Annotated in this window: 24 protein-coding genes; 14 read left to right on the top strand and 10 right to left on the bottom strand. The window is 64.1% G+C overall.

What is annotated here, in order from left to right; all coding sequences use genetic code 11:
- Nucleotides 1-188: 188 nt before the first annotated feature.
- Nucleotides 189-665 carry a M15 family metallopeptidase gene (locus BN69_RS04285; RefSeq protein ID WP_244435034.1) on the top strand — a complete coding sequence of 159 codons (477 nt, stop codon included), beginning with the start codon at nucleotides 189-191 and terminating at the stop codon, nucleotides 663-665.
- A gap of 216 nt (nucleotides 666-881) precedes the next feature.
- Here BN69_RS04285 and BN69_RS04280 read toward each other — a convergent pair whose 3' ends face one another.
- Together BN69_RS04280 and BN69_RS19535 are read right to left on the bottom strand one after the other, a co-directional pair.
- The gene (locus BN69_RS04280; protein ID WP_014890325.1) at nucleotides 882-1,256 is read right to left on the bottom strand and encodes a response regulator; all 375 of its coding nucleotides are present in this window, start codon (nucleotides 1,254-1,256) and stop codon (nucleotides 882-884) included.
- 53 nt (nucleotides 1,257-1,309) lie between these two features.
- The gene (locus tag BN69_RS19535; RefSeq protein WP_014890324.1) at nucleotides 1,310-1,525 is read right to left on the bottom strand and encodes a hypothetical protein; all 216 of its coding nucleotides are present in this window, start codon (nucleotides 1,523-1,525) and stop codon (nucleotides 1,310-1,312) included.
- Nucleotides 1,526-1,606: 81 nt separating this feature from the next.
- Here BN69_RS19535 and BN69_RS04270 point away from each other — a divergent pair, with 81 nt between their 5' ends.
- Genes BN69_RS04270 through glcF form a run of 3 tightly spaced genes read left to right on the top strand, consistent with a single transcriptional unit; the run spans nucleotide 1,607 to nucleotide 5,611 of the window.
- Nucleotides 1,607-3,100 (top strand): FAD-linked oxidase C-terminal domain-containing protein, encoded by a 1,494-nt coding sequence (locus BN69_RS04270; RefSeq protein ID WP_014890323.1) that lies wholly within the window; start codon nucleotides 1,607-1,609, stop codon nucleotides 3,098-3,100.
- Nucleotides 3,101-3,102: 2 nt separating this feature from the next.
- Nucleotides 3,103-4,320, top strand: coding sequence for a glycolate oxidase subunit GlcE (gene glcE / locus BN69_RS04265; RefSeq protein WP_014890322.1), 1,218 nt, complete (start codon nucleotides 3,103-3,105; stop codon nucleotides 4,318-4,320).
- Nucleotides 4,321-4,324: 4 nt separating this feature from the next.
- A complete protein-coding gene (gene glcF, locus BN69_RS04260; protein WP_014890321.1) occupies nucleotides 4,325-5,611 on the top strand; it encodes a glycolate oxidase subunit GlcF in 1,287 nt (428 codons plus the stop codon).
- Nucleotides 5,612-5,791: 180 nt separating this feature from the next.
- Here glcF and trpS read toward each other — a convergent pair whose 3' ends face one another.
- Nucleotides 5,792-6,826: a tryptophan--tRNA ligase gene (gene trpS / locus BN69_RS04255; RefSeq protein ID WP_041926793.1), complete on the bottom strand. Its 1,035-nt coding sequence runs from the start codon at nucleotides 6,824-6,826 to the stop codon at nucleotides 5,792-5,794.
- A 177-nt stretch (nucleotides 6,827-7,003) separates the two neighbouring features.
- Between trpS and BN69_RS04250 the strand changes: the two genes are divergently transcribed.
- Nucleotides 7,004-7,540, top strand: a complete 537-nt coding sequence (locus BN69_RS04250) for a hypothetical protein (RefSeq protein ID WP_041926792.1) — start codon at nucleotides 7,004-7,006, stop codon at nucleotides 7,538-7,540.
- Here BN69_RS04250 and hslU read toward each other — a convergent pair.
- The 3 genes from hslU to BN69_RS04235 form a co-directional block, all read right to left on the bottom strand.
- Nucleotides 7,530-8,834 carry an ATP-dependent protease ATPase subunit HslU gene (gene hslU, locus BN69_RS04245; protein ID WP_014890318.1) on the bottom strand — a complete coding sequence of 435 codons (1,305 nt, stop codon included), beginning with the start codon at nucleotides 8,832-8,834 and terminating at the stop codon, nucleotides 7,530-7,532. The two genes, BN69_RS04250 and hslU, sit on opposite strands and share 11 nt — an antisense overlap.
- Nucleotides 8,835-8,899: 65 nt before the next feature.
- The gene (hslV, locus tag BN69_RS04240) at nucleotides 8,900-9,463 is read right to left on the bottom strand and encodes an ATP-dependent protease subunit HslV (protein ID WP_014890317.1); all 564 of its coding nucleotides are present in this window, start codon (nucleotides 9,461-9,463) and stop codon (nucleotides 8,900-8,902) included.
- A 119-nt stretch (nucleotides 9,464-9,582) separates the two neighbouring features.
- Entirely contained in the window at nucleotides 9,583-10,269 is a 687-nt protein-coding gene (locus BN69_RS04235; RefSeq protein ID WP_014890316.1) for a hypothetical protein, read from the bottom strand.
- Nucleotides 10,270-10,642: 373 nt separating this feature from the next.
- Here BN69_RS04235 and hisB point away from each other — a divergent pair, with 373 nt between their 5' ends.
- The 8 genes from hisB to BN69_RS04195 all read left to right on the top strand — a co-directional run bounded on the left by hisB (nucleotide 10,643) and on the right by BN69_RS04195 (nucleotide 17,014).
- Entirely contained in the window at nucleotides 10,643-11,239 is a 597-nt protein-coding gene (gene hisB, locus BN69_RS04230; protein ID WP_014890315.1) for an imidazoleglycerol-phosphate dehydratase HisB, read from the top strand.
- Between the two features lie 34 nt (nucleotides 11,240-11,273).
- Nucleotides 11,274-11,699 carry a DUF2628 domain-containing protein gene (locus BN69_RS04225; RefSeq protein ID WP_014890314.1) on the top strand — a complete coding sequence of 142 codons (426 nt, stop codon included), beginning with the start codon at nucleotides 11,274-11,276 and terminating at the stop codon, nucleotides 11,697-11,699.
- Nucleotides 11,696-12,346 carry an imidazole glycerol phosphate synthase subunit HisH gene (gene hisH, locus BN69_RS04220; RefSeq protein ID WP_014890313.1) on the top strand — a complete coding sequence of 217 codons (651 nt, stop codon included), beginning with the start codon at nucleotides 11,696-11,698 and terminating at the stop codon, nucleotides 12,344-12,346. The genes BN69_RS04225 and hisH overlap by 4 nt, the downstream gene beginning before the upstream one ends.
- Entirely contained in the window at nucleotides 12,343-13,089 is a 747-nt protein-coding gene (gene hisA / locus BN69_RS04215; protein ID WP_014890312.1) for a 1-(5-phosphoribosyl)-5-[(5-phosphoribosylamino)methylideneamino]imidazole-4-carboxamide isomerase, read from the top strand. Before hisH ends, hisA begins: the two co-directional genes overlap by 4 nt.
- Nucleotides 13,089-13,868 (top strand): imidazole glycerol phosphate synthase subunit HisF, encoded by a 780-nt coding sequence (hisF, locus tag BN69_RS04210; protein ID WP_014890311.1) that lies wholly within the window; start codon nucleotides 13,089-13,091, stop codon nucleotides 13,866-13,868. Before hisA ends, hisF begins: the two co-directional genes overlap by 1 nt.
- Nucleotides 13,869-14,058: 190 nt before the next feature.
- The gene (locus BN69_RS04205; RefSeq protein ID WP_014890310.1) at nucleotides 14,059-14,382 is read left to right on the top strand and encodes a phosphoribosyl-ATP diphosphatase; all 324 of its coding nucleotides are present in this window, start codon (nucleotides 14,059-14,061) and stop codon (nucleotides 14,380-14,382) included.
- Nucleotides 14,379-15,341 carry a type I pantothenate kinase gene (coaA, locus tag BN69_RS04200; RefSeq protein ID WP_014890309.1) on the top strand — a complete coding sequence of 321 codons (963 nt, stop codon included), beginning with the start codon at nucleotides 14,379-14,381 and terminating at the stop codon, nucleotides 15,339-15,341. Before BN69_RS04205 ends, coaA begins: the two co-directional genes overlap by 4 nt.
- Before the next feature lie 62 nt (nucleotides 15,342-15,403).
- Complete coding sequence (locus tag BN69_RS04195) at nucleotides 15,404-17,014, top strand: Na+/H+ antiporter (protein ID WP_014890308.1); 1,611 nt, start codon at nucleotides 15,404-15,406, stop codon at nucleotides 17,012-17,014.
- 171 nt (nucleotides 17,015-17,185) lie between these two features.
- Here BN69_RS04195 and clpB read toward each other — a convergent pair whose 3' ends face one another.
- The 3 genes from clpB to BN69_RS04185 all read right to left on the bottom strand — a co-directional run bounded on the left by clpB (nucleotide 17,186) and on the right by BN69_RS04185 (nucleotide 20,396).
- Nucleotides 17,186-19,807 carry an ATP-dependent chaperone ClpB gene (gene clpB / locus BN69_RS04190; protein ID WP_014890307.1) on the bottom strand — a complete coding sequence of 874 codons (2,622 nt, stop codon included), beginning with the start codon at nucleotides 19,805-19,807 and terminating at the stop codon, nucleotides 17,186-17,188.
- 178 nt (nucleotides 19,808-19,985) lie between these two features.
- Nucleotides 19,986-20,150 (bottom strand): hypothetical protein, encoded by a 165-nt coding sequence (locus BN69_RS19380; RefSeq protein WP_158491293.1) that lies wholly within the window; start codon nucleotides 20,148-20,150, stop codon nucleotides 19,986-19,988.
- A gap of 9 nt (nucleotides 20,151-20,159) precedes the next feature.
- On the bottom strand, nucleotides 20,160-20,396 hold the full coding sequence (locus BN69_RS04185) for a hypothetical protein (protein WP_014890306.1): 237 nt from the start codon (nucleotides 20,394-20,396) through the stop codon (nucleotides 20,160-20,162).
- Between the two features lie 94 nt (nucleotides 20,397-20,490).
- Between BN69_RS04185 and BN69_RS04180 the strand changes: the two genes are divergently transcribed.
- The gene (locus BN69_RS04180; RefSeq protein WP_014890305.1) at nucleotides 20,491-21,249 is read left to right on the top strand and encodes an MOSC domain-containing protein; all 759 of its coding nucleotides are present in this window, start codon (nucleotides 20,491-20,493) and stop codon (nucleotides 21,247-21,249) included.
- 4 nt (nucleotides 21,250-21,253) lie between these two features.
- Here the strand turns inward: BN69_RS04180 and BN69_RS04175 are convergent, their stop codons facing one another.
- Nucleotides 21,254-22,120, bottom strand: a complete 867-nt coding sequence (locus BN69_RS04175) for a DUF4167 domain-containing protein (RefSeq protein ID WP_148277026.1) — start codon at nucleotides 22,118-22,120, stop codon at nucleotides 21,254-21,256.
- Nucleotides 22,121-22,358: the final 238 nt, after the last annotated feature.

The following is a 22,358-nucleotide window of genomic DNA, read 5'->3' as shown; positions in this document are numbered from 1 at the left end:
CGATAAATCGCTGCGCGCGCGCCATCCGAGCAGTTGCGCTTGTGACTCTGCTTCTTCCCGCCGCAGAAGCGGATGCGCTGGGCGCGAAGGTCGCCGCTGAACCCATATCCGACGCCGTATGGGCTTACATGCGGGGAAGGTCATGGCGGGCGGAGCTTCCATGTCCGGCACGGGATCAGCTCATTCTCTTGAGAGTTCCTTACCTCGATTTCGACGGCAAGACGCAGATCGGCGCTCTGATCGTCGCGAAAAGCGCCGCAAGAGCCGTGGCGGCCGCCTTTCAGGAAATCTACGACAGCCGGAAATTCCGAATTTATCGAATGTCCCTGATCGATGACTTCGGCGGCGACGACGCGCGATCGATGGCCGCGAATAATACGAGCGCCTTCAATTGCCGAACGACAGATCGCGGCGCGATGTCGCGACACGCCTATGGAATGGCCGTGGACATCAATCCAGTTCAAAATCCCTACCGGGAAGGAAACCTAACCGAGCCTGAAGCCGGGCGCGCTTATGACGAGCCCTCCGAGCGCAGGAGCGATATCGTCGGGATCATCGTCGACGGCGACGTCGTCACTAGGGCCTTCGCTCGACAGGGCTGGCGCTGGGGCGGACGTTGGAAAAGAAGCATCGACTATCAGCATTTTTCCAACGACGGACACTGACCCGTCAAAAGTCGGAGCCGCGTGAGCGGGGTTGGCGATGGGACGTTGCGGCGCTTTGCCAGCACTCGGCCAGCTTAATTCGTTATCGATAGGGCCCGCTTGAAAAGTCCGCCGCTCCGCCGGTGGCCGACCATCGACGGGGGATCACGGCGACGCGGCCCTTCGCGGGCGGATCGTCAGTGACGCGAAGGCGCGCGCTCATGGAAGACAGAACTCTCAGCGCTTATCTGCGAGAAAGGCATTCACGGTCTCCAAGAATTTCGCCACGGAGATCGGCTTCGACAAATAGGCTTCGCAGCCGCCCTGCAGAATTTTTTCCTCGTCGCCTTTCATCGCGAAGGCGGTGATCGCGATGACGGGAATGGCACGCAGATCGTCGTCCTCCTTGAGCATGCGGGTGACCTCCAGGCCGCTGATCTCGGGCAGCTGGATATCCATCAGGATCAGATCCGGCCGGTGGTTGCGCGCGAGGGATATCGCCTCGAAGCCGCTCTTTGTTTGCAGCGTCGCATGGCCGTTGGCTTCCAAGAGATCGTTAAAGAGCTTCATATTGAGCTCGTTATCCTCGACGATGAGGATGGTCTTGGTCATTTCCCTTCGGCCCGTGTTTCGTCGTGCGATCGATCTCACCTAGCATAGGCGGATTAATGAAAAGCGCCATAAATCAGCGCATTTCTACTGGTTGCGGCGATCGGGCCGCGCTTGCGGGCGCTTCGAGCCTCCTCTAAACGGTTCGGACCATAGGCGGGCCTGGAGCAGGGCCCATGCGCCACTTCGAGCAGGTTCCGAAAAAGTTGACAGACTTTTTCGATGAGAACCTGCTCCAACGTTTTGATTTTGAGCGATTCCTGATCGATCACATGATTCCATGCGATCGGGAGGCGCTCTAGACGAAGCTGCAGATTCAGCGGCGCTCTCGCTCGCGTTGGAGGCGCGAGTCCATGACGCTTCTCATGCCGAAGCCCGAGCCGGCGATCATGTCGCGGCGCAATGAACTCATCGCGCGCCTCGCGGCCATACTGCCGCGCGAAAGCCTGATCGTCGACGAGGTCGCGCGGCGCGCCTATGAATGCGACGCGTTCACCATGTATCGGGCGCTGCCGCTCGTCGTCACGCTGCCGGAGAGCGTCGAGCAGGTGCGCGCGATTATGGCGCTCGCCGCTGAAATGAACGTCAAACTCGTGCCTCGCGGCGCCGGCACGTCGCTCTCTGGCGGCTCCATGCCGCTTGAGGACGGCGTCCTTCTTGGCATGTCCAAGTTCAATCGCATTCTCGAAATCGATTACGAAAACCGCTGCGCGCGCGTCCAGCCCGGCGTTCAAAATCTCGCGATCTCCAAGGCCGTCGAAGCGCGGGGCTTCTATTATGCGCCGGATCCGTCGTCGCAGATCGCCTGTTCGATCGGCGGCAATGTCGCCGAGAACGCCGGCGGCGTTCACTGTCTGAAATACGGCCTGACGACCAATAATATACTGGGACTGGACGTCGTGCTGATGGGCGGCGACCTCATCAAGCTTGGCGGCAAGCATCTCGACAGCGAGGGATACGACCTTATCGGCCTGATGACCGGCTCCGAAGGATTGCTCTGCGTCGTCACGGAGGTGACGGTGCGGCTGCTCCAAAAGCCGCCCGTCGCGCGGGGGCTGCTGCTCGGCTTTGCGAGTGTGGCGGCGGGGGCGCGCTGCGTCGGCGCGATCATCGCGCGCGGGGTCATTCCCGCAGGGCTCGAAATGATGGACAGGGCGACGATCCATGCCGTCGAGCGCTTCCAGCCCTGCGGTTATCCGCTCGACGCGCAAGCGCTCGTCATCGTCGAACTCGATGGGCCGCAGGCCGAAGTCGATCATCTCGTCGGCGTCGTGCAGGATATCGCGCGCGAAGAAGGCGCGACGACGATACGGGCGTCGACGAGCGAGGCCGAACGGCTGCAGTTCTGGGCCGGACGCAAGAACGCCTTTCCGGCGGTGAGCTGCATCGCGCCCGACTATCTTTGCATGGACGGCACGATTCCGCGGGCGCGGCTGCCGGAAGCGCTCGCCGGCATGGATCGGCTCGCCAAGGAGCAGGGGTTGAGCGTCGCCAATGTCTTTCACGCCGGCGACGGCAATCTCCATCCGCTCATTCTCTACGACGCGTCAAAAGAGGGCGACGTCGAACGCGCGGAAAGGCTCGGTTTCGACATCTTGCGCCTGTGCGTCTCCCTCGGCGGAGTTCTCACTGGCGAACATGGCGTCGGCGTCGAGAAGCGGGACCTCATGGGAGAGATGTTCACCGACGTGGATCTCGCGCAGCAGATGCGGCTGAAATGCGCCTTTGATCCTGCCGGCCGGCTCAATCCGGGCAAGGTGTTTCCGACCCTGCATCGCTGCGCTGAACTCGGGATGATGCATGTCTCGGGCGGTAAAACGCCCTTTCCCGACCTGCCGAGATTTTAGCGATGCAGCCCGCTTGCGCGACGCTCGACATCCGCGACGAGGCGGACGCCATTGACGCAATTTGCGCGGCGAAAGCCAAAGGCGACTGCTGCGCGATCGTCGGCGGCGGCTCCAAATCGCGGCTCGGCCGCTACGCGCCGCAAGCGCAGGCTCTCTCGACTGTCGCCCTGACCGGCGTGACGCTCTATGAGCCCGACGAACTCGTTCTGTCGGCGCGCGCTGGCGCGCGGCTCACCGAAATCGAGGCGCTGCTGGAGAGCCAGGGACAACAGTTCGCCTTCGAGCCGATGGATTACGGACCGCTCCTCGGCGAAGAGGCGGGCGGCGCGACGCTGGGCGGCGTCATCGCGGTGAACGCATCCGGGCCGCGGCGGATCAAAGCCGGCGCGGCGCGCGACCATCTGCTCGGCTTCCGCTGCGTCACCGGGCGGGGCGAGCTGGTGAAATCCGGAGGCCGCGTGATGAAGAACGTGACCGGCTATGACCTCTCGAAACTTGTTTGCGGCTCCTACGGCACGCTGGCGCTCCTTACGGAGCTGACGCTCAAAGTGCTTCCAAAACCTGAAACAGAATGCACGCTGCTTGCGGTCGGCGCGGACGAGGCGGAGAGCCTGGCGCTCCTGCGCCGCGCCACGGCGACTCCTTGCGAACCCTCATCGCTCGCGATGCTGCCCTCCGGCGCCGGGCCTCTGGCGCTGAACGCGAATGTCGCCGCCATCCGCCTCGAAGGTCCCGCGATCTCCGTGATGGCGCGGCGCGACGATCTCGTCGCGCGATTGGCGAAAGATGGCGTTGAATTCGAGACGCTCGACTCGCTCGACTCGACGGCGCTTTGGAAAGCGCTGCGCGACGCCGCGCCTGTCGCCGCTCACGCCGGTCAAGTCTGGCGCATTTCGGTTGCGCCCTCCGAAGGCTTCGCGGTCGTCGAGCGCATCCGCCGCGCTGGCGCGCCGATGTTCGCGCATTTCTACGACTGGGCGGGCGGTCTGATCTGGCTGTGCCTTGAGACGGCGACCGAGGCGCACGCGGCCGTCGTACGCGAAGCCGTCGACGCCAGCGGCGGACATGCGACGCTCATACGCGCAAGCGAAGACGCACGCGCGTGCGTTGACGTCTTCCATCCGCAGCCGGCGGCGCTCGCGGCGCTGACGCGCCGCGTCAAGGAAAGCTTCGATCCCGCTCATATTCTGGAGCGTGGTCGGATGCGGGCGGAGGTCTAAGGCCATGCAGACGTTTTTTTCGCTGCAGGCCTTGGCTGATCCAAACATGGCGGAGACCGAAAGGATTCTTCGCGCCTGCGTGCACTGCGGATTCTGCTCGGCGACATGTCCGACCTATCTTCTCACCGGCGACGAACTCGACGGGCCGCGGGGTCGCATCTATCTCATCAAGGAGATGTTCGAGAAGGAGCGGCCGGCTGACGCCCGAACCGCGCGACATATTGATCGTTGTCTGTCTTGTCTCTCCTGCATGACGACCTGCCCTTCGGGCGTGCATTTCATGCATCTTGTCGATCACGCCCGGGCGCATATCGAAAAAACCTATGCGCGGCCCTTTATCGAGCGCGCCATGCGTGCGGCGCTCGCTTTCGTCTTGCCCCGACCTTCATTGGCGCGAGCGCTGTTTCGCGTGGCGGCGACGCTACGGCCATATGCGCGCTTTCTGCCGCGCCGCCTCGCAGCGCCGTTCGCGCTCGCGCCGTCGCGGCTTCCGCCAGCTTCCAGCGTCGACGCTCCGCAGGTCTTTGCCGCGCAGGGCGCACGCAAGATGCGCGTGGCGCTGCTCGGCGGCTGCGTGCAGACGGTTCTCGACACGTCGATCAACGAAGCGACGATACGGCTGCTCACGCGTCATGGCGTCGAGGTCGTCGTCGCGAAAGGCGCCGGCTGCTGTGGGGCGCTGCCGCATCATCTCGGCAAGCTCGACGAGTCGCTGAGCTATGCGCGCGCGAACATCGACGCCTGGACGCGCGAAATCGACTCCGGCGGACTCGATCATATCGTCATCAATGCTTCGGGCTGCGGAACGAGCGTGAAGGACTATGGCCATATGTTCCGTAATGATCCGGCTCGCGCGGATAAGGCCGCGCGCATCTCGGCGATGACGAAAGACGTGACGGAGCTGATGACGGAGATTGGCTTTGCGCCGTTGGGCGACGCGCCGAAACTTCGGGTCGCCTACCATTCCGCCTGCTCTCTGCAACATGGTCAGAAGATATCGCAAGAGCCGGTCGCGCTGCTCGCCGCCGCCGGCTTTGATGTCGTCGCCGTTCCGGAGGCTCACATCTGCTGCGGCTCCGCGGGAACCTATAATGTGCTGCAGCCGAAGCTGGCCGATGCGTTGCGGTCGCGAAAGGTCGCGAATATCGAGAGCGCTGCGCCGGACATCGTGGCCGCGGGCAACATCGGCTGCATCGTGCAGATCAGGTCTGGGACGGAAATCCCAGTTGTTCACACAGTCGAACTGCTCGACTGGGCGACCGGCGGGCCGAAGCCTAGATTGGCAAACTAGAGAAATACCTATTCTCACGTGACTGCCTGTGTCATTCCCGACGCTCGCAAAGCGAGCGATCGGGAATCCAGTGCAAGGCCAGCATTCATGGATTAGATCTGGATTCCCGGTCGGACCTTCGGTCCGCCGGGAATGACCCGCCATGTGAATAAATCTGGCGGCGTCCGTTATCTTGGGCGCCTAACGCAAAAACCCAACGATATCCTTCACCGCATTCATGTTCTCGCGGGCGATGGCGCGGGCGCGTTCGGCGCCGTCGCGCAGCACGCCGTCGACATAGCTCTCATCCTCGCGGATGCGGCGCATCTTGTCGGTGATCGGCGCGAGCTTGGCGACGGCGAGATCGACGAGCGCGCTTTTGAAGGTCGAGAAATTGGCGCCGCCGAATTCGCCGAGCACATCCACCTTGCTGCGCGCCGAAAGCGCCGCGAAGATGCCGACGAGATTATAGGCCTCGGGGCGCCCTTCGAGGCCCTTTTCCTCGGAAGGCAGCGCGTCGGGGTCGGTCTTCGCCTTCCTCACCTTCTGCGCGATCTGGTCGGCGTCGTCCGACAAATTGATGCGCGAATAGTCGGAAGCGTCGGACTTCGACATTTTCTTCGTGCCGTCGCGCAGGCTCATCACCCGCGTCGCGGGGCCGGAGATCAGCGGCTCGGGCAGGGGAAAGAACGCCTCGCCAAAGCCGTTGCGCGCGATCGATTCCGAGAAGTCGTTGTTGAACTTCTGCGCGATGTCGCGCGCAAGTTCAAGGTGCTGCTTCTGGTCGTCGCCGACCGGCACATGGGTCGCCCGGTAGATCAAGATGTCGGCGGCCATCAGCACCGGATAGTCGAGCAGGCCCATCGAGGCGTTTTCGCGGTCCTTGCCGGCCTTGTCCTTGAACTGGGTCATGCGATTGAGCCAGCCGATGCGCGCGACGCAATTCAAGACCCAAGCGAGTTCGGCGTGTTCCGGCACCTGGCTCTGGTTGAAGACGATGTTTTCCTTCGGGTCGATGCCGCAGGCGATGAAGGCGGCGGCGATTTCCCGCGTGTTCGCCTTCAGCGCGATCGGGTCCTGCGGCACGGTGATCGCATGCAAATCGACGACGCAATACATGCAATCGAAGCTCTTCTGCAGCTCCACGAACTTGACGATGGCGCCGAGATAGTTGCCGAGATGCAGGTTGCCGGTGGACTGCACGCCCGAAAAGACGCGCTGGGGAAAAGTGGACATGTGATCGGCCAGGGTTTTGCGTTTGGCCGGTCTTATGGCGAGAAGCGGGGGCTGAGGCAAGTCCGGGGCAAAAGGAATCTTTTTTGCGATCCGAGGTGAGAAATATAGGCTCATGATAAGACAGTTTTCTACAAGTTTGATCGGAACTCATCCGACCGAAAAGAGGGCGAAAGAATAATGTCCAGTGCTAAAAAGGACGTTGTTGCACCCGAACGCTACACAGGATCGCCTCACATTTTGCTTCTACTAAACGTGCTCCTGAGCGGCACAATGACTGGAGCTTCCATCTACGCATTAATGGAGTTTGTCTCTCGAGGCGGAGACATTTGGGACGCGGGCTTGGTCCTGATTGTCGGCGCCGGCGCCTTTGGCTCGAGCGTCTTGTTTAGTCTCTGGCTCCTGATGCATCCCGCTGTGTTGGATTTGTACAGCGAAGGCTTCACGCTTGCAGCTAGATGGACATTGGCGCCGAAAAAGGTGGCGTGGCGCGACATCGACCAGTTTTTTGTTTATAAAGACAAAATGTCCAAAACGGTCGTCTACAATTTCGCGCCCGGGAAGGCGCCGGGCAGCCTAATTACAAATCTCAATCGCACCCATGGATTCGAGGGGTGGTTGCCACTTGGATGGCGATTGACACCTGAAGAAATGGTCACTCGCCTCAACGCCTATCGAGCGCGCGCCCTCGTCGCACAAGACAAGATCACAAAATAAACCGGCTCAAATCCCTGTTCTTCGCCAGATCGCCGATGTGCTCCTCGACATAGGCGCCGTCGATGACGATTCTGTCGCCGGCGCGGTCGGACGCCGAGAAGCTGATGTCGTCGAGCACGCGCTCCATCACCGTTTGCAGGCGCCGCGCGCCGATGTTCTCGACGGAGGTGTTCACCTGCACGGCGACCTTGGCGATGGCGTCGACGGCGGAAGGCGCGAATTCGAGGGTCAGGCCCTCGGTGCCCAGCAGCGCGGAATATTGCTTGGTCAGGCAGGCTTCGGTTTCGGTCAGAATGCGGCGGAAGTCGTCTTCGTTGAGCGAGGCGAGTTCGACGCGAATCGGCAAGCGCCCCTGCAGTTCCGGCAGCAGGTCGGAGGGCTTCGCCACATGGAAGGCGCCGGAGGCGATGAACAGCACATGGTCAGTCTTCACCGTTCCATGTTTCGTCGCGACGGTGGTGCCTTCGATCAGCGGCAGCAGGTCACGTTGCACGCCTTCGCGCGAGACGTCGGCGCCGCCGCGGCCTTCGCGCGCGCAGATTTTGTCCATCTCGTCGATGAAGACGATGCCGTTGTTCTCGACCTCATGGATCGCCTCGCGGACGCTCGCTTCCTGATCGATCAGCTTGTCGCTCTCTTCGGCGATCAGAGGTCCCTGCGCCTCTTTCACCGAGAGCTTGCGCGGCTTGCCGCGCTGCATCGCCTTGCCGAAAATGTCGCCGAGCGAAAAGGCGGAGACGCTGGCGCCGGGCATGTTCGGCAGTTCGAACATGGGCATCGATGAACCCGACTGCGTCAGCTCGACTTCGATCTCCTTGTCGTCGAGTTCGCCCGCGCGCAGGCGACGTCGAAAGGTTTCGCGCGTGCCCGGCGACGCGGCGGGCCCCACCAGCGCATCGAGCGTGCGCTCTTCGGCCGCTTGCTGGGCGCGCGCCTGCACGTCCTTGCGGCGGCGCTCCTTGACCATCACGATGGCGACCTCGACCAGATCGCGCACAATCTGTTCGACGTCGCGGCCGACATAGCCGACCTCGGTGAATTTCGTGGCTTCGACTTTGATGAAGGGCGCGTTGGCGAGACGCGCCAGACGCCGGGCGATTTCGGTCTTGCCGCAGCCTGTCGGGCCGATCATCAAAATATTCTTGGGCAGCACCTCTTCGCGCATCTGGCCTTCGAGCTGCAGCCGCCGCCAGCGGTTGCGCAGCGCGATCGCCACCGCGCGCTTGGCGTCGCTTTGTCCAACGATATAGCGATCAAGTTCGGAAACGATCTCGCGCGGCGAGAAGTCGGCCATGGTGAGTTCCTTCGGAACGGCAGTCGGCAGTCGCTATTCGGCAGTATTTTGTACGGCCGAACGCCCTAAATCTTCTCCACCACCACATTCTGGTTGGTGTAGACGCAAATCTCTGAGGCGATCACCATCGCGCGGCGGGCGATGGCTTCGGCGTCGAGCGATGTATCGAGCAGGGCGCGTCCGGCGGCGAGCGCGAAGTTGCCGCCCGAGCCGATCGCGGCCACCGCGCCTTCGCCGGTGCCTTCCGGCTCGAGCACGTCGCCGGAGCCGGTGAGCACGAGGCCGACGCTCTTGTCGGCGACGAGCATCATCGCCTCGAGGCGCCGAAGATAGCGGTCCATGCGCCAGTCCTTCGCGAGTTCGACGCAGGCGCGCATCAATTGTCCGGGATATTGCTCGAGCTTCGATTCAAGCCGTTCGAAGAGCGTGAAGGCGTCGGCGGTCGCGCCGGCGAAGCCGGCGATCACGTCGCCCTTGCCAAGACGGCGCACTTTCTTGGCGTTGCCTTTCATGATCGTCTGGCCGAGGCTGACCTGGCCATCGCCGGCGATCACCGTTTCTCCGGCTTTCTTGACGAGGATGATCGTCGTCGCGTGCATGGCCGCAAAGCGGTGTTGTTCGCTATCCATTCGCCGTATCCAGCCTGAGATGTCCAGCCGATGTAAGGTTTGGCGGCGATTTGAGCAAGGGCGGAGCGGCGAGGGGCAGCGGCGCTATTCGCCAGTCGGGCTGGGATTCACTGCAAGACTCACTCGCGCGGCGCGCCGGCGAGCGGCGCGGGAAAATCCAGAATCTCGCGCGTATAGGTCTCATGCACCTCGGAGAGAGGACGTTGGTCGCGCGCATAGACCACGGCGGTGTGTTCGAAGAGGTCGTGCGGAATGGCGAGCGCGCCGCCGGCGTTTTCAGGCGAGGCCGTCGGGATGGCCGAAAGCTCCCACCCTTCGGGCAAGGGCGACCAGCGCATCTTCATGTCGACGGTGCGACGGAACGGCTGCAGCGGCGCGATGGCCTTGCCGAAGGGCGTTTCCGTCGTCTCCAGCGTGCGGTTCACTTCGTCGGAAAGCCGCCCAGGCACGTACCAATTGTCAGCCTCGGAGAGCACGTGATCGCCGCAGGCGAGCTGCACGCGCCGGTAGTTCACCGGCTCCGCGTCGCTGACGTCGAGCCGCCGGCGCGTCTCCGCGCTCGGCCGCCGGTCGATCCCAGCGACGCGGCGGGCGACGATCTTGGGCTCGGCGGACATCTTGTGATCGGCGCACCATTTCTCGAGGGTCGCCGTCGCGCTGCGGCTTGCGAGCAGGGAGGCGTTGAGCGTTTGCATGAGCGCCAGCGCTTCGATGCGCGACACGAAACCGTCCCGCCAAGGCTCGGCGGTCGCCGGAAGGGACGTCAAAGACGCCGCGAAGAGCGCGAAACCGATCCGAAGTCGCATGTTCAAGCCTCCTTACGGCGCTGCGCGCCACAGATGTTCGCCGCGCCTTCGCGATTCCGCCGGCCGCCGTCGGCCGAAGTCGCCGCCGCTGCGGCATTTAGCGTCTTCTTGATGCGTTGTCGCCAAGGTACAAGCGCCTTCCGGCCCGGGACGAATTGCCGTGGTCGCGCTTAAGCGAGGAATCGACGCCAGCTGACGGACCATTCTTGTTTTGTGTCCGATCCGCCGACAAGCGACGTTGGTTGGCGCGCATCTCGCTTCTCTTTGACGCCCGAGCGGTTCGGGTGGCGAATCCAGGGCGGAGTTGCTACAAGCTGGCCGCTTGCGGCCGCAGTCGCCGGAAACGCCGGTAGGGCCCAAGAAAAGGCTGGAAATGCGCAGCGCGACGATCGAGCGCAACACCAAGGAAACCAAAATCTCGGTCGCCGTCGACCTCGACGGCGCCGGCCGCTCGGACATATCGACCGGCGTGGGATTTTTCGATCATATGCTCGATCAGATCGCCCGTCATGCGCCGCTGGATCTTGCCGTGCGCGCTGAGGGCGATCTGCATATCGACGGCCATCACACGGTCGAGGACGTCGGCATCGCCATCGGCCAGGCGGCGGATCGCGCGCTCGGCGACCGCAAAGGCATTTCCCGCTATGGCGACGCGCATGTGCCGCTGGACGAGGCGCTGACCCGCGTCGTCGTGGACGTCTCGGGCCGGCCCTTTCTCGTCTACGATGTCGCATTTCCGGCGCAGCGGATCGGCGGCTTTGACACCGAGCTGATGCGCGAATTCTTCCAGGCCTTTGCGGTTCACGCCCGTGTCGGGCTGCACATCGAATGTCTGCGCGGCGTCAACAGCCACCATATCGCCGAAAGCGCCTTCAAGGGCTTCGCGCGCGCCTTCGGCAAGGCGGTGGCGATCGATCCGCGCCGCACGCAGGGGGAAGCGCCTTCCACCAAGGGAACGCTCACCGCCTGAAAAGAGGCGGGTGACGCCGACGAGGGGACGGCCGATGGCGATATTCACTGTTCATTTTCCGCGCATGGCGCCGGGTCAGCTTCCCGCGCCGGACAAGGTCGTCTTCTTGCGCGACGGCTTTTCCTGGCCGGCGTTTATTTTTGGTCCGTTCTGGCTGGCCTGGCGGCGCGCCTGGCTGGTCGCCGTCCTCTGGACGCTTCTTCTCGTCGCCTTGGCGCTCATCGCCTGGCAGCTGCGCGTATCGCGCGACGCGATGTCCTGGCTGACGCTCGGGCTCGCCGTCTGGCTCGGTTTCGAGGGGGAACGGCTCGTCGGCTGGAATTTGGCGCGTCGCGGCTACGTCGAGCAGGATCTCGTCATTGGCGATGACCTCGACGAGGCGGAGGCGGCCTATTTTCACCGCCATCGCACTTCCGAGCGGATCGCGAAAGACGATGTCGCTGGGGAGCCCGCTCCTTGACGACCGCGATCATCGACTATGGGTCGGGCAATCTGCACTCCGCCTTGAAAGCCTTTGAGCGCGCCGCCCGCGAGTCGCAGGCGCAAGGCGACATTTGCGTCACCAGCGACCCCGACGTCGTGCGCGCCGCCGAGCGCGTCGTTCTGCCGGGCGTCGGCGCTTTCGCCGATTGTCGCCGCGGCCTGATGGCGATCGAGGGGCTTTACGCCGCCCTGCAGGAGGCGGTCATCGACCGCGGCCGGCCGTTCTTGGGGATTTGCGTCGGGATGCAGCTCATGGGCGCGCGCGGCCTTGAACATGGCGAAACGCCGGGTCTCGGCTGGATACCGGGAGACGTCGCGGCGATCGCGCCTGCGGATCCTTCGCTCAAAATCCCGCATATGGGCTGGAATACGCTGACGCTGAGCCGGGAACATCCGCTCTTTGCCGGCGTGCCGACGGGAGAGCGCGGATTGCACGCCTATTTCGTGCACTCGTTTCAGCTGACGCCGGCGTCGCCGGCGCACGTCCTGGCGACCACCGACTATGGCGCGCCGCTCACCGCGGCCGTGGCGCGCGACAATCTCGTCGGCGTGCAGTTCCATCCCGAAAAAAGCCAGAGGCTGGGCCTAGCGTTGATCGGCAATTTCCTGAGGTGGCGTCCGTGATTCTGTTTCCCGCGATCGATTTGAAGGAAGGTCAGTGCGTGCGCCTGGCCCAGGGCGATATGGACCGCGCGACCGTGTTCAATGACGATCCTGCCGAGCAGGCGCGCGCCTTCCAGCGAGTCGGTTTCGAATATCTGCATGTCGTCGATCTCGACGGCGCGTTCGCCGGCGCGCCGCGCAACGCCCAGGCGGTCGAATCCATTCTCGCCGCGCTGACGATACCCGTGCAGCTCGGCGGCGGCATTCGCGACATGCGCACGCTGTCCGGCTGGTTGGAAAAAGGCGTCGCGCGCGTCATCATCGGCACGGCGGCCGTCAAGGACCCGTCCTTCGTGCGCGAGGCGGCGCGCCTTCACCCGGGCCGCGTCGCCGTAGGGGTCGACGCCAAGAATGGTTTTGTCGCCGTTGACGGCTGGGCCCGCGCGACGCGCATGTCGGCGCTCGATCTTGGCAAGAGCTTCGAAGACGCGGGGGTGAGCGCCATCATCTACACCGACATCTCGCGCGACGGCGTATTGACCGGCCTCAATATCGAGGCGACCCTGGCGCTCGCCGACGCCTTGACGATTCCGGTCATCGCCTCCGGCGGCCTGGCGTCGCTCGCCGACGTGGACCGCCTGCTGCAGCCCGATTGTCGCAAGCTCGCCGGCGCCATCACCGGACGGGCGCTCTACGACGGGCGGCTCGATCCGGCGCAGGCGCTGGCGATGATTCGCGCGCGCGCGGCGACCGAGAACGCCTGATGCTGAAAGCGCGCGTCATTCCCTGCCTGGACGTGAAAGGAGGACGCGTCGTCAAAGGCGTCAATTTCGTCGATCTGCGCGACGCCGGCGATCCGGTCGAATGCGCCATCGCCTATGACGCCGCCGGCGCCGACGAACTCTGCTTTCTCGACATCACCGCAAGCCATGAAGACCGCGGCATTCTGCTCGACGTCGTGCAGCGCACCGCGGAAGCCTGCTTCATGCCGCTGACCGTCGGCGGCGGCGTGCGCACGCTGGACGACATCCGCAATCTGCTGCTCGCCGGCGCCGACAAGGTCTCGATCAATTCCGCCGCCGTCGCCAATCCCGGCTTCGTTCGCGAAGCGTCGGAAAAATTTGGCGCGCAATGCATCGTCGTGGCCATTGACGCCAAGCGCGCAGCCGAGGGACGCTGGGAAATCTTCACCCATGGCGGGCGCCGCGCAACGGGGATCGACGCAGTGCAATTTGCGCGCGACGTCAGCGACCTCGGCGCCGGCGAAATCCTGCTCACCTCGATGGATCGCGACGGCACGAAGAGCGGCTTCGATATCGCGCTGACGCGGGCCGTCGCCGACGCGGTGCAGGTGCCGGTCATCGCCTCGGGCGGGGTCGGAACGCTCGACCATCTCGTCGCCGGCGTCAAGGATGGCCATGCGAGCGCCGTGCTCGCCGCGTCGATCTTCCATTTCGGCGAATATTCAATCCCGCAGGCGAAGCTTCACATGGCGGCGGCGGGTCTCCCGATGCGCCTCGACGGCCTCGAGGCGATGGGATGACGGCTATTGAACGGCTCGGCTATCATTCCCGACGCGCGCAACGCGCGCGATCAGGAATCCAGAGCAAGACCAGCATTCTTGAATTGGCTCTGGATTCCCGGTCAGGCCTTCGGCCTTGCGGGCTCAATATCGAGCGCCGAGCCTGCTCCCTCTCCCGCGCAGCGGGGGAGGGTTGGGGAGGGGGCCTGTCATGAGTTTCACGCTCGACGATCTCGCGGCGCTCATCAAAGCGCGGCGCAACGACAGCGCCTCGACCTCCTATACGAAAACCCTGCTTGACGCCGGAATGCCGCGCATCGCCAAGAAGTTCGGGGAAGAGGCGGTCGAAACGGTGATCGCGGCGATGGAGGGCGACCGAAGCGCGCTCGTCAATGAAGCCGCCGACACGCTCTATCATCTTCTGGTCATGCTCGAAGCGCGGGATATTTCGCTCGACGAGGTGCTGCGCGAACTGGAGCGGCGCACCAAACAATCCGGGCTGGCGGAGAAAGCCGCGCGCGGAGCAAAGGAATGACGGTGGCGGAGCTCGTCCCCAACAACGAGGCTCTTTCCCCCTACCGGCATTTTACGCGCGCCGAATGGGCGTCGCTGCGCGCCGACACCCCGCTGACGCTGACGCTCGATGATCTCGTCCGGCTGAAATCGCTCAATGATCCGATCTCGCTCGAAGAGGTCATCGAGATCTATCTGCCGCTCTCGCGCCTGCTGGCGCTTTACGTCGCGGCGACGCAGGGCCTCTTCAAGGCGACGCAGCGCTTTCTTGGCGCCGAGGACGGCAAGGTTCCTTACATCATCGGCGTCGCGGGCTCCGTCGCCGTGGGAAAATCCACGACGGCGCGCGTGCTGCGCGCCCTGTTGTCGCGCTGGCCGAATACGCCGAAAGTCGAGCTCATCACCACTGACGGATTTCTCTTGCCCAACAGGATTCTTGAAGCCGAACGGCTGATGGACAAGAAGGGCTTTCCGGAAAGCTACGACAACAAATCGCTGCTGCGATTTCTCTCCGATGTGAAGGCGGGACGTCGCAACGTCTGCGCGCCGGTCTATTCGCATATGACCTATGACGTCGTCGAGGGCGAGGCGACCTGCGTCGATCGGCCGGACATTCTCATCGTCGAAGGCGTCAATGTTCTGCTTGCGCCGCGCATGCGCGACGGCCGCGAAATTCCCTTCGTCTCCGACTTCTTCGATTTCTCGGTCTATCTCGACGCGCCCGAGGACGTGCTGGAGCGATGGTATGTGGAGCGCTTTCGGCGGCTTCAGCAGACGGCGTTCCGCGATCCGGAATCCTACTTCCGTGTCTATGCCGATCTCGACGAAGCGGAGACGACGCGCGTCGCGAAAGATATATGGACGCGCATCAACCTCGAGAATCTGCGCCAGAACATCGCCCCGACGCGCCCGCGCGCGAGCTTGATCCTCACCAAGGACGCTGATCACAGGATCGAGGAAGTGGCGCTTCGGAAGTTGTAACTTGGCTTCATCGGCGTCGCGGAGCTCGCTCTGCCGCTGGGGCGCGGCAAAGAGGTGAGCGCATGCTGGCGGGTTTGCAAATCCTCGTCTTTCTTCTGGCGGCGGTGGCGTTCGTCGCCTTCATCGCCTTGCGGTCCGGCGTCGCCTTGCCGATCCTGCTTGTCGCGTCGGGCGTGCTGATCGCCGTGGCGCCTGGCGTGCCCGCCTTCGTGCTGGAGCCGCAATTCGTATTGCTGCTCGTGCTGCCGCCGGTGATTTACATTTCCGCGGTCAACATGAGCTGGCGCGAGTTTCGGGCCAATCTGCGGCCGATCCTTCTGCTCGCCGTCGGCTGCGTCGTCTTCACCACCATTTCCGTTTCGCTCGCGACGAACTGGCTGCTTGGCTGGCCGCTGGCGGTCGGCTTCGTCCTCGGCGCCATCGTATCGCCGCCCGACGCCGTCGCGCCGCTCGCCATCGCGCGCCGCATGCAATTGCCGCGGCGGATTTCGGTGATTTTGGAGGGGGAGGGTCTCGCCAATGACGCCACGGCGCTCGTCCTTTATCGCTTCGCGGTGGCGGCGGTCAGCGTCGGCTCTTTTTCCCTGGCGCAGGCCGGCGAGACCTTCGCGGCGATTATCGCCGGCGAGATCGTGTGGGGTCTTGGCGTCGGCTGGACGATGCTGCGGCTGCGTCGCTTCATGCGCGATCCGCGCATTGAAATCACGCTGTCGCTGATTACGCCTTACCTCGCCTATTGGCCGCCAGAACATTTGGGCGGCTCGGGCGTCATCGCGACGGTGGCGACCGGCCTCTACATCAGCTGGAACGGGCCGCGGCTGATCAGCGCCGCGACGCGCCTGCAAGGCGTGTTCTTCTGGGATTTCTTTCTGTTTTTAATCGAAGGTCTGGTTTTTCTCTTCACCGGACTGCAGGCGCAGGCGCTCTTTGCGCGGATCCAGGACCATTCGCTGTACGAACTGACGACGTCCGCCGCGATCGTTTCGCTCGTCGTGATCCTTGCGCGTTTCGTATGGACCTTTCCGATCACCTATCTGCCGCGCTGGCTCATTCCGCCGCTGGCGCGACGCGATCCTTCGCCGCCCTGGCAATGGCCGTTCGTCATTTCCTTCACCGGCGTGCGCGGCATCGTCTCGCTCGCCGCGGCGTTGGCGATCCCGCTCGCCACGGCGGACGGCGAGCCGTTTCCCTATCGCGACTCGATCTTTTTTCTCACCTTCTGCGTCGTGATGGTGACGCTCGTCTTCCAAGGGTCGGCGTTGCCATGGATCATCCGCAAACTCGGCCTCGTTAGAACCGGCAGGAAGGAACGCGTCCTCGACCGCGCCGAGGAGCTGCGCGCCCGGCACGCCGCGATCGAGGCGTCGAGCGCGAAACTCGCGCAATTCGGCGCGGAGAATGAGGTCCCCGAAGAAGCGATGAACTCGCTGCTCGCGCAACAGGACTACTTTCTGTCGCGCGTGCGCATGAAATGCGAAGAAAATGAAGAACGCCGCGCGCTGGCGGCGCTTCACGACGAGATCGACCTGCAGCTCATCGCCGAGGAGCGCAAATTGATCAATGGCATGCTGCCGGACGGCAAGCTGACCGACGAAGCCCGCCGTCGGATTGAGCGCGAACTCGATCTGCGCGAAGCGGACGTGCTGAACCGGAGGAAAGAGCGGCTGGGGTAGGCCGACGCGCCGCGTCAAGAACACGGCGCTCGGGAAACGTCAAGAGCCCCCTCCCTGTCCCTCCCCCGCTTCGCGGGAGAGGGGACGCTTACGAGCCGCAACGCGGAAAATTTGATCACGCGCCGAGTCCCACTCCCTCTCCCGCGAAGCGGGGGAGGGTTGGGGAGGGGGTTACGCGTTGCCCACCGTTCGCAGCAGCGGTGCGGCATGACGATGCGTCGACTTGCCGTCGATGATCAGGCCCGAAGCGTCGGCAGACACTTCGACGCTCGCGCCGTCGATGATCTCGCCCGCGAGCAGTCGCTCGGCAAGCGTGTCCTGCAACTCCTTCTGCATGACGCGCTTCAAGGGCCGCGCGCCATAGGTCGGGTCGTAGCCCTTGGCGGCCAGCCAGTCGCGCGCCTTGGCGTCAAGATGCAGCGTGATCTTGCGATCTTCGAGGAGCTTCTGCAGCCGCTTGACCTGGATGTCGACGATGGCGCCCATATCCTCGCGCCGCAGGCGGTTGAACAGGATGATCTCGTCGACGCGGTTCAGGAACTCCGGCCTGAAATGCGCCCGCACCACCTGCATCACTTCATCGTGCACGGCGGAGGAATCCTCGCCCTCCTTCTGCATGACGAGGAACTCGGAACCGAGATTCGACGTCATGATGATCAGCGTGTTCTTGAAATCGACCGTGCGGCCCTGGCCGTCAGTCAGGCGCCCGTCGTCGAGCACCTGCAGCAGCACGTTGAAGACGTCCGGATGCGCCTTCTCGATCTCGTCGAAGAGCACGACCTGATACGGCCTGCGACGGACGGCTTCGGTCAAAGCGCCGCCTTCCTCATAGCCGACGTAGCCGGGCGGCGCGCCGATGAGCCGCGCCACCGAATGTTTCTCCATATATTCGGACATGTCGAGCCGCACCATGGCGGTCTCGTCGTCGAACAGAAACGCGGCGAGCGCCTTGGTCAGCTCGGTCTTGCCGACGCCGGTCGGGCCAAGGAAGATGAAACTGCCGATCGGGCGGTTCGGGTCCTGCAGTCCGGCGCGCGCGCGGCGCACCGCGGTCGAGACCGCGACGACCGCGTCATGCTGGCCGACGACGCGCTTGGCGAGCTCGTCCTCCATGTGCAGCAATTTCTCGCGTTCGCCTTCGAGCATCTTGTCGACCGGCACGCCGGTCCAGCGCGAGACGACCTGCGCCACGTCATTGGCGGTGACCTCTTCGTCGACAAGCGTGTCGGCTTCGGTTTCCGTCTCCTTCAGCTTTTTTTCCAGATCCGGGATCACCCCATAGGTGAGTTCGCCGGCGCGCTGATATTCGCCGCGCCGCTGCGCCTGCGCGAGTTCATTGCGGGCGGCTTCGAGCTGCTCCTTGAGCTTCTGCGCGGAGCCGAGCTTGTCCTTCTCGGCCCGCCAGCGGGCGGTGAGCGCGCCCGATTTTTCTTCAAGGTCGGCAAGCTCGCCTTCGAGCTTCGCCAGGCGATCTTTTGACGCTGTGTCCGTTTCCTTCTTGAGCGCTTCCTGCTCGATCTTCAGCTGAATGATGCGCCGGTCGAGTTCGTCGAGCTCCTCGGGCTTCGAGTCGATCTGCATGCGCAGGCGCGACGACGCCTCGTCGATGAGGTCGATCGCCTTGTCCGGCAGGAAGCGGTCGGAGATGTAGCGGTTCGACAAAGTCGCCGCGGCGACGATCGCGCTGTCGGTGATGCGCACGCCGTGATGGAGTTCGTATTTCTCTTTCAACCCGCGCAGGATCGAGATCGTGTCCTCGACCGTCGGCTCGTCGACGAAGACCGGCTGGAAGCGCCGCGCGAGCGCCGCGTCCTTTTCGACATGCTTGCGATATTCGTCGAGCGTCGTCGCGCCGACGCAATGCAATTCGCCGCGCGCCAGCGCCGGTTTCAGCAGATTGGAGGCGTCCATCGCCCCATCCGCCTTGCCGGCGCCGACGAGCGTGTGCATCTCGTCGATGAACAGGATGACATTGCCTTCGGCGGCGGTGACTTCGTTCAGCACCGCCTTCAGCCGCTCCTCGAATTCGCCGCGATATTTCGCGCCGGCGATCAGCGCGCCCATGTCGAGCGCGAGCAGCTTTTTATCCTCGAGCGACTCCGGCACGTCGCCATTGACGATGCGCAAGGCGAGCCCCTCGACGATCGCGGTCTTGCCGACGCCGGGTTCCCCGATCAGCACCGGATTGTTCTTGGTGCGGCGCGACAGCACCTGCACCGTGCGGCGGATTTCCTCGTCGCGTCCGATGACCGGGTCGAGCTTGCCTTCGCGCGCCGCTTCGGTGAGGTCGCGGGCGTATTTCTTCAGCGCGTCATAGGCGTTTTCGGCGGAAGCCGAATCCGCCGTGCGGCCTTTGCGCAGATCTTCGATCGCGGCGTTGAGCGTCTGCGGCGTGACGCCTGCGTCGCGCAGAATGCGCGCGGCCTCGGAATCCTTCTCCATCGCCAGCGCCAGCAGCAGCCGCTCGACGGTGACGTAGGAATCGCCCGCCTTCTGGGCGATCTTCTCGGCGTTGTCGAAAAGCCGGGCGGTCGCCGGCGCGAGATAGAGCTGGCCGGCGCCGGAGCCGCCGACTTTCGGCAGTTTGGCGAGAGCGGCTTCGGTCTTCGCCAGCGCCTCGCGCGAGCGCCCGCCGGCGCGGTCGATCAGGCCGGCTGAAAGCCCCTGATCGTCGTCGAGCAGGACTTTCAATATGTGCTCGGGCGTAAACTGCTGGTGGCCTTCGCGCGTCGCCATCGACTGCGCCGACTGCACGAATCCGCGCGCGCGTTCGGTGTATTTCTCAAAGTTCATTTTTAGCCCCTCTGACCATGAGGCGGCCCTTTGTTTTAAGCGGCGCGCCTCGCGTCCAAAATTTCTCGTTCAAGGCCCCTTGCGGCTGCCCTCGTGGTCGATATGGGAAGGGCCGCACGGGGTTAAAGGGGGTGCGGCGCGAAAGCGCGGACTCGGCCGCTAGCAAAAGATATATCGGTTAACCGCGCCCGCCCGCTCCAATGGCGCGCCATCCCCCATAGAGCGCGAGCGCCACAAGCGACAGCATCATCGCATAGACCAGGCTGGAGGCGATGAGGCCGGCGGCGGGACTGCCGTACATCGCATAGATGTCCGGGGGCCGCTGCGCGGCGCCAGGGCTCAAATGCGCGAATCAGAGCGCCGCGGCGCCGAGAACGCCGATGACCGCCCAGAACCCAGCGCCGATCTTGCCGCGGAAATAGAAATACAGCGCGGCGCCCGTGAGCGCGTATTTCACCGAAAGAAAGGCGGCGGCGATCGACCATGCCCCTGGTTGCGAGAAATCGTCGCGTGACAGGTGGTCGAGATCATGCGCGGCGGAAAGCGCCACTGCGGCGAGAACGAGGACCGTGAGCGTCTTGTCCGGCATGGCTGGCTCTCCTTGCAAACGGCCGAGTCTATTTTCCTGACGGCCGGCGAGGTGTAGGCAATTCGCCTCGACTTGTCATCGAACTGGGACGTCCATGCGACTCGCCTCTCTCTACCGTTATCCCGTCAAAGGCCTCTCGCCCGAGCCGCTGGACGCCGCCGATCTGAAGACTGGCAATTATTTCCCGGGAGATCGACTGTTCGCGCTGGAAAACGGCCCTTCAGGCTTCGATCCAGCGGCCCCCGAGCACCAGCCCAAGATCAAATTTCTGATGCTAATGAGGAACGGCGCGCTCGCGGGTCTTGCGACGCGCTACGATGACGCGACAGGGGTATTGACGATCGCCAGGGCAGGGCGCGAGGTCGCGCGAGGGGATTTGCGGTCGGCGGAAGGGCGCGGCGCCATCGAGGCCTTCCTGACCGGCTTTCTTGGGCCCGAAATCCGTGGCCCCGTGCGGCTTATGGCAGCGCCCGACGGTTTTCGCTTCACGGATTCGAAGTCGGGCTTCGTCTCGCTCGTCAATCTGGCGAGCGTCGCGGCGATCGCGCAGGCGCAAGGGGCCGCGCTCGATCCGCTGCGGTTTCGCGCCAATCTCTATGTCGCAGACATGGGCGCATGGGCCGAAGCGACGCTCCCGGGGCGCACCCTGTCGATCGGCGGCGCGCGGCTTGAGGTGCTCAAAATGACCGATCGCTGCGTGGCCACCGGCGTCGAGCCGGGCACGGGGCGACGCGACATGGACCTCGTCCAAACCCTGCGCCAGAATTTCGGCCACATTGATTGCGGCGTTTACGCGCGGGTGATCGAGGGTGGCCGGATCAAGGCCGGCGACGCGATCAGCTTCCTCGCCTAAAGGCCTAGAACCGGTCCGGCTCCAACGGAAGTTCGCCGACCTGCGGCGCGTCATCGTCCCGTGCGCCGCCGGCGACGTCATCCATCGGCGGGCGCGGGCGCCGGCGCCGGCGCGAACTCAGATGATAATTGACGCCGCCCTCGTGTTCACGCGGCGCATTCTCGCGCTCGAGAACGGGTTCCGCTCCAGCGCCCTCGCTCGGAGCGGCGACGCGCGCCACTGGCGCGGTGATGAATGAGGGAAGCGCCGTCCCAGGTTCGCTCTCGGCCGCGCTGGCCTCGGGGCGCGGCTGGAAGCGTCGGTCGCGGCCGCGCTCATATCCCTGGTGACGCGGACGGTCGCCGCCCTCGGCGTTGCGGTCGCGGTTGAACGGCGGTCGTTCATGCCGCTGCGGGCGTTCCGGACGCTCCGCGCGATCGCCGGCGCGCATCTCGCCGATCGGGCGCTCCTCAAACGGCTGCGGCTGCGGCTGGGGCTGCGAAAAATGCGGCTGCGGCTGCGGCGCGAAGGGCGGCGGCGGCTGGAAGGCCGGCGGCGGCAGCCGTTCGGCAAGCGGCGCGAAACGGTCGGGAAGCGGGGCGAAATCGTCGTCGTCCTCGGAGGTGTCGATCTCCGCTTCCAGCTGCGGGCGTCCATAGCCGTTGACTTGCTGCTGCTGCTGCGCGGCGGCGATCAGCCGGAAATAGTGCTCCGCATGCTGCAGCAGGCTCTCGGCCATGATCGTGTCGCCGGAAGACTGCGCGTCGCGCGCGAGCTGTAAATATTTTTCGGCGACATGCTGAGCCGTGCCGCGGATCTTCACGTCGGGGCCATTCGACTCATAGGATCGTGTAAGCGGATTGGGCCCTTTGCGGTTGCTCCGTCCGCGCATTCTCTTGTTTTGCCCTGGTCTCATCAAACTCCCCGAAATCTTGCTGCGCTCGGCCCCGCCTGCGCGGCGTTCCCAACAAAGTCGCCGCTAAATTCCTTCGCCCGGCGCATGCGCCAACGGACAGGCGACAGCAATCCGTTTCGGACTCAAGCTTCGATAACGCTGTGCGCGAGTCGATTTCCTCAAGTCGGCCGCAGTCGGCGGCCCCACGTCGCTCTGCGCCAATTCCCCTCAGCGC

Source organism: Methylocystis sp. SC2, from assembly GCF_000304315.1.
Lineage (GTDB): Bacteria > Pseudomonadota > Alphaproteobacteria > Rhizobiales > Beijerinckiaceae > Methylocystis.
Note: the sequence above shows the minus strand (reverse complement) of the source record. Positions and strands in the feature narration are given on the sequence as shown.

Excerpts from the sequence above, each read along its gene's own strand:
- BN69_RS04270 (WP_014890323.1), top strand. The coding sequence starts at position 1,607 with ATGACGCTTCTCATGCCGAAGCCCGAGCCGGCGATCATGTCGCGGCGC.
- BN69_RS04205 (WP_014890310.1), top strand. The coding sequence starts at position 14,059 with ATGAGTTTCACGCTCGACGATCTCGCGGCGCTCATCAAAGCGCGGCGC.
- BN69_RS04175 (WP_148277026.1), bottom strand. The coding sequence starts at position 22,120 with ATGCGCGGACGGAGCAACCGCAAAGGGCCCAATCCGCTTACACGATCC.
- hisB (WP_014890315.1), top strand. The coding sequence starts at position 10,643 with ATGCGCAGCGCGACGATCGAGCGCAACACCAAGGAAACCAAAATCTCG.
- glcF (WP_014890321.1), top strand. The coding sequence starts at position 4,325 with ATGCAGACGTTTTTTTCGCTGCAGGCCTTGGCTGATCCAAACATGGCG.
- BN69_RS04235 (WP_014890316.1), bottom strand. The coding sequence starts at position 10,269 with ATGCGACTTCGGATCGGTTTCGCGCTCTTCGCGGCGTCTTTGACGTCC.
- BN69_RS04225 (WP_014890314.1), top strand. The coding sequence starts at position 11,274 with ATGGCGATATTCACTGTTCATTTTCCGCGCATGGCGCCGGGTCAGCTT.
- hslU (WP_014890318.1), bottom strand. The coding sequence starts at position 8,834 with ATGGCCGACTTCTCGCCGCGCGAGATCGTTTCCGAACTTGATCGCTAT.
- coaA (WP_014890309.1), top strand. The coding sequence starts at position 14,379 with ATGACGGTGGCGGAGCTCGTCCCCAACAACGAGGCTCTTTCCCCCTAC.
- glcE (WP_014890322.1), top strand. The coding sequence starts at position 3,103 with ATGCAGCCCGCTTGCGCGACGCTCGACATCCGCGACGAGGCGGACGCC.
- clpB (WP_014890307.1), bottom strand. The coding sequence starts at position 19,807 with ATGAACTTTGAGAAATACACCGAACGCGCGCGCGGATTCGTGCAGTCG.
- hisF (WP_014890311.1), top strand. The coding sequence starts at position 13,089 with ATGCTGAAAGCGCGCGTCATTCCCTGCCTGGACGTGAAAGGAGGACGC.
- BN69_RS04185 (WP_014890306.1), bottom strand. The coding sequence starts at position 20,396 with ATGCCGGACAAGACGCTCACGGTCCTCGTTCTCGCCGCAGTGGCGCTT.
- BN69_RS04180 (WP_014890305.1), top strand. The coding sequence starts at position 20,491 with ATGCGACTCGCCTCTCTCTACCGTTATCCCGTCAAAGGCCTCTCGCCC.
- hslV (WP_014890317.1), bottom strand. The coding sequence starts at position 9,463 with ATGGATAGCGAACAACACCGCTTTGCGGCCATGCACGCGACGACGATC.
- BN69_RS04195 (WP_014890308.1), top strand. The coding sequence starts at position 15,404 with ATGCTGGCGGGTTTGCAAATCCTCGTCTTTCTTCTGGCGGCGGTGGCG.
- BN69_RS04250 (WP_041926792.1), top strand. The coding sequence starts at position 7,004 with ATGTCCAGTGCTAAAAAGGACGTTGTTGCACCCGAACGCTACACAGGA.
- BN69_RS04280 (WP_014890325.1), bottom strand. The coding sequence starts at position 1,256 with ATGACCAAGACCATCCTCATCGTCGAGGATAACGAGCTCAATATGAAG.
- trpS (WP_041926793.1), bottom strand. The coding sequence starts at position 6,826 with ATGTCCACTTTTCCCCAGCGCGTCTTTTCGGGCGTGCAGTCCACCGGC.